Source organism: Pseudomonas sp. AGC41, assembly GCF_057334555.1.
This window is the reverse complement of record NZ_JBHFJB010000159.1, coordinates 19,796-29,597: the sequence shown is the minus strand read 5'-3', so window position 1 is coordinate 29,597 and position 9,802 is coordinate 19,796. Positions and strand designations below refer to the sequence as shown.

Sequence of the window (9,802 nt, the reverse complement as noted above, 5' to 3'; positions counted from 1 at the left end):
CCACGGGTGTTAACCATGACCCCGGGCCAAACAGGGGATCTCGGCTAAACCTTCTTCGGCTTCTTCGGCTTCAGGTACTTCATCAACCCCTGAAACCAGATCACCAGCGCCGGGTTGCCCTTGATCTGGATCGACTTGTCCTGGATCCCGGTCATGAATGCCAACTGCTTGTTCTTCGCCTGCATCGTGGCGAAGCCATAGGCTGCATCCTTGAACGCGATGGCGAAGGCCGGCGTCGGGTAGACACCGGCGTGGCTGGTGATGCGCTGGTTCTTCACGGTGTAATGCCGGGCGACCTTGCCGTCCAGGGTTTGCAGCTGGAACACCAGCTCCCGGTCGGCCAATTGTTGCTGGAACGCCGGATTGTTACGACTGGCCTTGCCCATCAACAACCCGAGCATCCACAGCAGCAAACGAAATTTCATGGGCACAGCCTCGTGAGAAAATGAACGGCCGGCGCAGTTTAGCGATTCTGTGCCAGAACGCCATCATCGAATCCGTTTTGCGGGAGATAGGCTTTTAATTCGGCATGATGACTGCCAAGTCACGTTTTTTATGTCGACTGAACTGACGCTATCGCGAGCAAGCTCGCTCCCACAGGGGATTGGGTTTGTTGCTGATCTTCAGCCACCACAAAAACAACTGTGGGAGCGAGCCTGCTCGCGAAAGCGGTGCCTCAGTCGACATCAATGCCAACTGAACGGACGCTATCGCGAGCAAGCTCGCTCCCACAGGTTTTACGCGGTGATCACTCCCCTGAGGAAGTGACCAACCGTCATCGCTCAATCAGACATTCGGGCAAGGCACCGGTGCCCAGTCGCCCAGGTCCGGGTTTTTGCACATGCTGTTGACCTGGGTGGTGCCGGCGCTGGCGACCTGCTTGCCTTCATCCTGCTTGGCCTTGGCGGTCTGCAGGGTCTTCTCGGTGGCGACCGCTTCTTTCGGCACGGTTGGCAGTACCGGAGGCTTCTTCGCCGGCGTCACTTTCTTTTTATTCTTGGTGCTGGTCTGTGCCGCCACGACTTGAGTGGTATCAGCAGTGGCCACGGTCACCACGTCAGTACGCTGCACACCCACTTGCTGCAGGTCTTTTTCATAGGCCTGGGTGTAGTTGTTCAGGTCTTCGGCGGCTTTGCCGTTCACGGCGACGATCAGGTCGTTGGATTCTTTCAGGCCGGCGACGATTTCCGCCAGGCGCTTGCGGCCTTCGGTGTCGTTGACGGTCTTGGCCTTGCGGTCGGCGACCAGTTTGCTGAACGCGTTCTGGTAGCACTGTTGCGAAGCCTTGGCGTACGCGGTGCTGCGGTCGATGTCCGAAGCGCTTTTGCTGACATCGGCGGCGTAGGAGGCGATGCGCATGTTGTCATCGGCGATCTGCTTCTGGCGCTCGGTGTAGTAACCGGCTGCGCCACCGGCCAGGGCGCCGCCCGCGGCACCGATGGCGGCATTGCGGCCACGGTCTTCCTTGTCGGCGGTCAGCGCGCCCAGCAGGGCACCGCCGACGGCGCCGACGGCTGCGCCGGTGACAACCGACTTGGTCATGTTGCCTTCAGTGGAGCGCAGGTGCTGCACCGGCTCGTAGCAGTTCGGGTAGTACTCGACCTTGGTGCTCGAAGCGACCTTGGAGGTCGGCGACGTGGCGCAGCCGGTCAGCACGGTGCTGAAGCCAACAGCGACCATCAGCAAATGACGCTTGGAAACCGAAGCAAAAGGTTTACGGGAGAAAAGCATAGTTGTGTTCTCGTTTAAGTTTTGACCAGCTCAGCACAGCCCTATCGCCGCCTGAGTCCCTTCCAAGCTCGCTGACAACGAATACTCAAGACCGCTGAGCATTCGATGCGAGCAATTCCTTCAATATCGCCGCCGGGTCGGCTCGTTTCTGCTGACGATAATCCCCGACATGACGAACGAATAACGTTGCACGCGCCACCAGGCTCTTGCCCAGTACCGGTTTGCGCTCCAACTCTTCCTTGATGCGCTGGAACTGCGCCTGGATCACGGCATCGGTGTAGCGCGTGCCGGTTGCCAGGTTGTCGATGTAGATCGCCACCGCGCCATCCAGCGCACTGCGGCCGTTGTCGATGGCCGTGGCGAACAGCGTCGCGCTGGCCTCGTCCTTGGCGTCCAGGGCTGCCTGCCGGCTGTTCTGCAGGTTGGTCAGGCGAATGTTGTAGTTGTTGATGGTTTCCGCCACCAGGGCCGAAGACTGGATCAGGTTGCCCGCCGCTTCCTCGCGCTGCTGGGCGATGAGCGAAACGTTGCGCTTGAGTTCTTCGTTGACCAGCCCGAGCTCGGCTTGCAGGCGCGGGTCGGCGCTGGCGGCGATGATGCTGTCCAGGCGTTTGGTCGGGTCGTCGGCATCGTCGATGGCATCGGTGAGGGACGCGAGCCGGCCTTCCTTCTGCCATTGGGCGAACAGTTCCTTGTAGCGCGAGCGCGGTGCCGACAACGCCCCGACGGCCACGCGAAAACCGGTGGTTTCGTTGCTCTGTTCGGTGCCGTCGGCGGCGAACAACGGATACTCGCGGCGCATGCCGGTAAACAACGTGCCCTCGCCTTCCAGGTAGTTGCCACCCTTGACCACAAAACCGCCATAGGCGCCCTGACGGCGGCCGGCGTGCACAAGCTGGAAGGATTCCTGGACCATCTCGGCGGCGTTGCCGACCACGTCGAACAACCCGATCGGGTTCGCCAGCTTGGTGCCAATGGGCATCAGCCGTGCTGCCTGGCCGGTGCCTCCGGCGACCTGGTTGAATACCGCCCAATCGGCCAACGGACCGTCACTCTCGCTGCCTTCCAGGCGTCGGGGAAACAATCGCCCTTCCAGGTCCTGGCGGCTCACGGCATGCCCACCACGGGCAGCGAATTCCCATTCCACCTCCGTGGGCAGGCGCACGAAGCCCAGCCCGCCGTCTTCAGCGGAAGTACCGCGACCGCTCACCGGCAACAGGTCCTTGTGGTATTTCATCAGCCAGGCGCTGTACACCGCCGAGAAGCGCTCGGCCTCGAATTTCGACAGCTTTACCTTGGGCAAGCGCCCGGCCATGCCCTGGGGCAATTCAGCTAACAGCGCCTCGCAAGTTGGCGCCGCTTCGCCGCTGGCCAGCGACTGGGCCTGGGCCATGACCTGGGCGTATTGCCGGGCCGTGACTTCGTACTTGCCGATGAAGTACAGCATCGGCTTGAGCGGCGTCTTCGCGTCAGTCTTGGGCATCAACGGCGTGATGGTCTTGTTCCAGTCCTTGGGCAAATCCTTGAGGGTGAACTGGCCGTTGATGAAATCGCGCCGGTAGCCGGAAATGAACGACTGTTGATAGCCCGCCTCGCCTTCACTGAACGGGTAGCCGAGGCTGATCTCGCGGTCGTCCAGGGTGCCTTGGGCGAGGATGTAGACGTAGCGGAACACCATCTGCCCCTCGCACGGCAGCGGCAGGCTGACGTCGTCAGGCAATGGCTTGGGGTTGTCCAGTTTATCCGTGCCTTCATCAGCCCAGACCAGACCGGCCAGGCTCAGCGCCACGGCGGCGCCCAATAACTTATACATCGCGAATTCCTTCACACGCCTGGATGCGCGCCACCCGCCAGCCGCCACAGGCCGCCGCGACGGCACTGACGCCGAGCACGGCCGCCAGGGCCAAGGTGTAATGACGCACCAGCAGATGGCTGGCGTATTCGCCGGGCATCTGCGCAAATAAATGATTCAGGCCCGACTGCGCCAGGCCATACAGGCCAGCACTCAGCAAGGCCGCAAACGTGGCGCTGTAGAGCGCCTGCAAGACCACGAACAACAACAGCGCCGCGGTGGACACACCCAACAGGCGCAACACCGACAGCTCCCGGCGCTTGCGCTCGACGGCCGCCAGGGCTCCGGCAAAGATCGCCGCAAACGCACCGGCCAGTGCCAGCCCGGCGATGATCCAGAACACGATCGACAGGTTGCGGCTCAACGATTGCACTTGTGCGATGGTCTGGGCCTGGGTCGACACCAGCAGGTTCTGACCGGCGAAGTACTGGCGCAGCGGCTCGACATCACCGAGGCTGCGGGCATACAAACGAAACGCCGGATAAACCCGCTGCCCGGCCTCGCCCAGCGCATCGCCCGGCCAGCCGAACGCGGGCACGCCACGGCCGTCGCGGTAATCCTCGGCCGCCTCGAGCAATGCCAGGGGCGCGAACAAACCGTCCCGGGCGAAGGCCTCCAGCGGCAGCACGTGCAGCACCTGCACCCGTGTGCGCTGCGCCTCGCTGCGACCGGCCACCCGCCGGCCGAAACTGGCCTGCAACCAATCGCCAGCCTTGGCGCCGAGCTTTTCCGCGGCGGTCTGGCTGAGCACCACTTGCCCCAGGCCTTGCGGCACCGGCAGTTGGTCGAGCAGCGGATCGCCCAGCGCCGTGGGAATCATTTCGACCGTGACCGCCGAAGCCTCATTGCTCAGGTCCGCCGTGGCCGCGATCTGCCGGGTACGTGGCAAGGCGAAAGCGACGTCGCTGCGCTGCCCCAGTTGTTCGACGAATCCGCCGCTGAAACGGCCACCGCCCAGGGGGATGATTTCCCGGGTCGCCGGGTCACGCTCCAGGCGCTCGGTCAAGCTGCTGACCAGACCGAACTTCAGGCCGAACAACACCAGCAACGGCGCCACCACGGCGACCAACGCCAGCACCGAACAGGCCGACAGCCAGGCGTCGTTGCGATAATCCTGCCAAGCCAGGGAAGCCACCAGCGCGCCGCGCATCAGCAAGCCTCCCCAAGGGTGGCGGTGACGCCGCCGTCCGTGTCGCGACGGCAGCTGATGCGCCGCACCTGCAAGCCGCTGGCGCGGGCCAGTGCCTCGTCATGGGTGGCAACGACGCAGCACACACCCTGCTCGCGGGCCTGGGTCACCAACAGCTGCATGACGCGCTCGGCATTCAACGGGTCCAGCGCGGCGGTCGGCTCATCGGCCAATAGCAGGCGCGGGCCATGGGCCAAAGCGCGGGCGCAACTGACCCGCTGGCGCTGGCCGACGGACAGGTCCGTCGGTTTCTTGTCCAGTTGATCGGCGATGTCCAGTTGTCCAGCCAGGCGCGTCACGCTGCCGTCATCCTTCAAGCCCAGCAATTTGCGCGACAACGCGATGTTGCCGCGCACATCCAGGAAGCCCAGCAGGCCTCCGGTTTGCAGAACATAGCCCAGGTGACGGCTGCGCAGCTCGGCCAAGGTGTCCTGTTGCGACGCACGCCACAGTTTGGCGATGTCCAGTGGCGTATTGGCGGGCGTGAAATCGAATTGCCCGGCCTGATCCGGCGCCAGCACCAGGGCGAGCAAGTCCAGCAGGGTGCTCTTGCCGCAGCCACTGGGGCCGACCACCGCCAGTTGTTCACCGCCACGCAGTTGCAGCCGTGGAATCACCAGGCTGTAGCGCTGGCTGCCGGCGCCCCGGCTTTTGTGCACGGCGTTCAGGTTCAGCATCACGGCAGCGTCGACAACGGAACGCGATACAAGGCATCGCCCGGCTCGGCATCGCCGAAACGCACCCAGTTGGCGAGGTCGTTGTGGAAGGTTTCGTAGAGACGGATCTTCGACTCCAGCTCGTCGATGAAATCCTCCTGCTCGGCCACGCTCAAGGACAGCCACAGGTCCTGGGTCATGTTCAGCGATTTGCTGCGGTACGGCAGCCCTTCCAGGTATTCGCCAAGTACCCCGCCGGTAGCGAGATTGCCGCCCTTGCGCAGGGCCGACGGGTCGCGGCTCATGTAGGCGCTGGCGCTGGCGATTTCCTGGAAGAAATCCTTGGGCGAGCTTTGGGTCTTGCGGGCCGCGTCGACGATCAGCTTCAGCGATTGCTGCAAGTCGTTGAGCTGCAGCTTGGTCAGCATCACGCAGACCTGGAACGCTGGCAGCGCCGGGTTGGTCAGGTCGCGGTCGGCGGTCCAGGCGCTGATCAGTTGCGGCGCCTGGCTGGCGCTCTTGCGTCCGAGGAAATCCATGTGCATGGCGTAGCCGACCGCCGCCGATTTGTCCGCCAGGCTTGGCGCGGCGCTGAGCAGCGGCACGCTTTGCGGCTTGTTGCTGCGCACCTGGTGCACGAGATCGGCGAACACCGAACCGATCTCGTCGACCCGCTCGCCGAACTTGCGCACGTCAGCGCCCGGCACCGGGATGTACAGGTCGCCGATCTGCGGGTTGGCGTCGGCGGTCAAGGTGCGGTACTGGGTCTGGGCGCCGGCGTGGGTTTTCTTGCCAGCGTCGCTGAGCAGGTGCAAGGCATAGATCTTGATCTGCTTGCCCAACGCGGCCTGGCGCACTTCGGCCTCGTTCATCTGCGTCGCGGCGAACGGGTCGTTCTTGCGCAGGGCACCGGCATCGGTCACCAGCAGGATCAGGCGCCCGCCGTAACCGGACCAGTCCATGCCTTCCACGGCTTCCATGACCCCGGCAAACGCATCCTCGTTGAACGAATGGCTCGACACGGTAGACGCCTCGACCTGCCGCGCCATCTCCAGGAAGCGTTGCGGGTCGCGACCCTGCTCCAGCGTGATCAGAGTCTTGGCGGTGTACTCCAGGCCCGGGGTTTTCTTGATGCTGCTGCGAAAACCGACCATGCCGAAGCTGACGCTGTCCAACTCGCCACGTTCGCCGATGCGGGTCTGCAACTGATGCACCACGTCGCGGACCTGATCGATATACGGCTGCATGGACACGGTGGTGTCCACCACCAGCACCACGGCGGTACGGAATGCGTCGGCGTTGGCGGTGGTGATCGGCGTGTTGGTCGCGGCCTTTTGCGTGTTGCCGGGGTCGATGGAGGCGACGTTCAACAACTGCACCGGCTGGCCGTTGTCGTCGAAGCTTTCGCGCGAATCGAAGATCGGCAACAGGTAGAACTGGTTTTGCGGCACGGCGCTGGCGGCCGGTTCCAGGGCCAGCACTTGCTGGTTGTCCTGGGGGCTTTGCTGGGCCTTGAGCAACGCATTTTTCGCGGCCGAAGGGTTCGCCAGGAGCTTTTCCACTTCGCCGGGCTGGCGCAGGAACATCACCGGCGCACGGCCGGAGCGTTCGGTGAACTTGAGCACCAGGCTCTGTTTCCAGTCGCTGACCTGGGCCGCGGGCAGCCAGCCGTCGCTGCGCCCGTCGGTGGCCGCGCCGACCCGCACCCAGGCGCTGCCATCCACATCCTTGCGCTGATACACATACAACACCGAGAACGCCGGCAGCGACTTGCCCGCTGCGGCGCCCGGCGCGTCGACGAGTTTCGCCCCCGGCTTGCTGAGCACACGCTGGAACAGGGTTTTTTTGCCGGCCATCAGCAATGGTCGCTGGCCGCCATCGGCCTCGGCCGCCACGGGGGGCTGAGCCGGAGGGGCGACGGGAGGCTTGACCGCTGGCACTTCCGGGGCCTTCGGTGGCTTCACTTCCGGTGGCTTGACCGAGGTGGTCGTCGCCACCGGCGTCTGCACTTTTTTGCCGTCGTCGCCGGCCAACCACCAATAACCTGCACCGCCCAAGGCCAGCGCCACGGCGACCGCAACGGCGGCCAGGGCGAACACCGGCCGCTTGCGTTGCTCCGATACCGTCGACTGAGGCGTCGGTTTTACCGGCGGCGGGACCGGCTTGGGCTGCGGTTGTGCGTAAGCCGGGCCACTGGGAATGTCGATGGACATGGGCGTCAAGCCCGCCAAGTCATCCACTGATGGCGGCGCGACAGGCAGTTCAAACGACAACGGCCGGATCAGCGTCGCTTCCGACGATTCCTCTGGCAAGTTATCCAATGCCCGCAACAACGCCGCCGCATCGGCGAAACGCTCCGCCGGATCCTTCGCCAGCAGCTTGCGCAGCACTTCCTGGTAACGACCGTGGTGCACCGGCAATTCCGGCAGCGGTTCGGTCAGGTGCGCCAGCGCCGTGGACAGCGCGTCGTTGCCGATATACGGCAGCTTACCGACGAGGATCTCGTAGAGCACCACGCCCAAGGCATAGAGATCGGCGCGGCCGTCGATGTCCTGGCCGCGGGCTTGCTCAGGGCTCATGTAGCTGGGCGTGCCGACGGCAAACCCGGCCTGGGTGAACTGGGTGCGGTCGTCCAGGGACTTGGCGATACCGAAGTCCGAGAGCACTGCTGTGCCGTCGGCGCGGAACAGGATGTTGGCCGGCTTGACGTCACGGTGCACCAGGCCCAGCCCGTGGGCGTAACCCAGGGCCGAAGCGATCTGACGGATGTAGGTCAGGCCCTGCTCCGGCGTCAGGCCCGCGGCGATGCGTTCCTTGAGCGTGCCGTTGGGCAGGTATTCCATTGCCATGTAGTACAGCTCACCGACATTGCCGATGTCATGGATGGTGACGGTGTGCGGGTGCGACAGGCGCGCCAGGGTCTTGCCCTCGCGCAAGAAGCGCTCGCAGAACGTCGGGTCGGCCGCCAGCGCCGCGGCCATGACTTTCAACGCGACCTTGCGCTCAAGCGAACGCTGGGTCGCCAGGTACACGCTGGCCATCGCGCCTTCGCCGATCTCGCCGTCGATGTCGTAGCCGGGGATGACAATATTCAGGGGCAAGCTCATGACGGCACCTTCACAACGACCACGGTGATGTTGTCCGGCGCGCCGCGCATCAGGCCCAGGGACACCAGGCTGCTGGCGATTTCGCCGGGCTCGTCGTGGCTCAATACTTCGCGGATTTCTTCGTCCTCGACGGTCTTGGTCAGGCCGTCGCTGCACAGCAGGTAGCTGTCGCCGGGCACCAGCAGCAGCTCGGTCATCGCCAGGTTCAATTGCGCCTCGACGCCGATGGCGCGGGTGACGATGTTGGCCCGCGGATGCACGCGGGCTTCGGCCTCGCTGAGCAGGCCGCTGTCCTGCAGATCCTGGACGTAGCTGTGGTCGCGCGAGATGCCTTCCAGCACGCCGTCGCGCAAACGGTACAAGCGGCTGTCACCGGCCCACAGGCACATGCCGCGCAGGTCCCGCGTGGCCAGCACCACCACGGTGCTGCCCATCATGGTCACGCCACGGTTGGCAGTTTCTTCACGCACGGCGGCGTTGACCCGCAGCAGGTCGCTTTGCAGCGCCGCGATGTATTCGTCCAGCGAGCGGCCCACCGCAATGCTACGCAGGCTGTCGACGATCAGGCTGCTGACGTAGTCGCCCGCCGCGTGCCCGCCCATGCCATCGGCGACCACCCACAAACCGTTTTCCGGCAGGTCCAGGCAGGCGTCCTCGTTGACCTGGCGGACCATGCCGACATGGCTCTTGCTTGCAGACTTGAAGGCTTTTCCAGCACTTGGACGCATCTACACAACACCTTCTTGGCCGAGCAAAAATTGCGCAAAATCAGCCGCCGCCGGCAGTCCCTGGCAGCGCATCAAACCGGGCGCGATGCGCTCCGAACCCTGGCCCCACCACAGGCTGACGCCTTCGCAAGCGGACTCGGCGAGGGCGCTCATTCGCCGCTGCGAATCGGTGGCATCGAAGCGATGCAGGCTGGCAAAGCGACTGCTCGGAGTGCGCGACAGGTACATCGGACCGTCCAGGGTTTCCAGCTCCGCGTTGAAGGCTTCGAAACTGGCCTCCACGTTCAGTGTGCTCAGCAGCAGGTTCTCGACCCGCTCGAACCAGTCGTCCGCGCCGCCGACCACCGAGGCCGGGTCAGCCTCCGGATCGAGCAATACCGCGATGGTCAGCGGAAAATACCGCCCGACCCGGTCGATGCTTGGCATCACCACGCCCACCGCAGCGTCCGGCCCGCAAACGCCGGGCGCGACCATGAAGCGCCACAGCGGGCTGACCAGATAAGCGTCCAGCCAACACTCGCCGAGGCTGGCCTGGCTGG

Annotated in this window: 8 protein-coding genes; all 8 read right to left on the bottom strand. The window is 64.4% G+C overall.

What is annotated here, in order from left to right; translation table 11 throughout:
* Positions 1 to 44: 44 nt before the first annotated feature.
* A complete protein-coding gene (locus ACE04F_RS27645; protein WP_486110734.1) occupies positions 45 to 425 on the bottom strand; it encodes a helicase in 381 nt (126 codons plus the stop codon).
* 361 nt (positions 426 to 786) lie between these two features.
* Positions 787 to 1,731, bottom strand: coding sequence for a type VI secretion system-associated lipoprotein TagQ (gene tagQ / locus ACE04F_RS27640; protein WP_486110732.1), 945 nt, complete (start codon positions 1,729 to 1,731; stop codon positions 787 to 789).
* A gap of 85 nt (positions 1,732 to 1,816) precedes the next feature.
* Positions 1,817 to 3,544 carry a formylglycine-generating enzyme family protein gene (locus tag ACE04F_RS27635; RefSeq protein WP_486110730.1) on the bottom strand — a complete coding sequence of 576 codons (1,728 nt, stop codon included), beginning with the start codon at positions 3,542 to 3,544 and terminating at the stop codon, positions 1,817 to 1,819.
* Positions 3,537 to 4,733 (bottom strand): ABC transporter permease, encoded by a 1,197-nt coding sequence (locus ACE04F_RS27630; protein WP_486110728.1) that lies wholly within the window; start codon positions 4,731 to 4,733, stop codon positions 3,537 to 3,539. The genes ACE04F_RS27635 and ACE04F_RS27630 overlap by 8 nt, the downstream gene beginning before the upstream one ends.
* The gene (locus ACE04F_RS27625) at positions 4,733 to 5,449 is read right to left on the bottom strand and encodes an ABC transporter ATP-binding protein (RefSeq protein WP_486110799.1); all 717 of its coding nucleotides are present in this window, start codon (positions 5,447 to 5,449) and stop codon (positions 4,733 to 4,735) included. Before ACE04F_RS27625 ends, ACE04F_RS27630 begins: the two co-directional genes overlap by 1 nt.
* Positions 5,449 to 8,535, bottom strand: a complete 3,087-nt coding sequence (locus ACE04F_RS27620) for a serine/threonine-protein kinase (RefSeq protein WP_486110726.1) — start codon at positions 8,533 to 8,535, stop codon at positions 5,449 to 5,451. The genes ACE04F_RS27625 and ACE04F_RS27620 overlap by 1 nt, the downstream gene beginning before the upstream one ends.
* The gene (locus ACE04F_RS27615) at positions 8,532 to 9,263 is read right to left on the bottom strand and encodes a PP2C family protein-serine/threonine phosphatase (RefSeq protein ID WP_434570876.1); all 732 of its coding nucleotides are present in this window, start codon (positions 9,261 to 9,263) and stop codon (positions 8,532 to 8,534) included. Before ACE04F_RS27615 ends, ACE04F_RS27620 begins: the two co-directional genes overlap by 4 nt.
* Positions 9,264 to 9,802, bottom strand: a 539-nt coding sequence (gene tagF / locus ACE04F_RS27610; RefSeq protein WP_486110724.1) for a type VI secretion system-associated protein TagF, incomplete at its 5' end; no start/stop codon positions are given. It abuts the gene before it with no gap.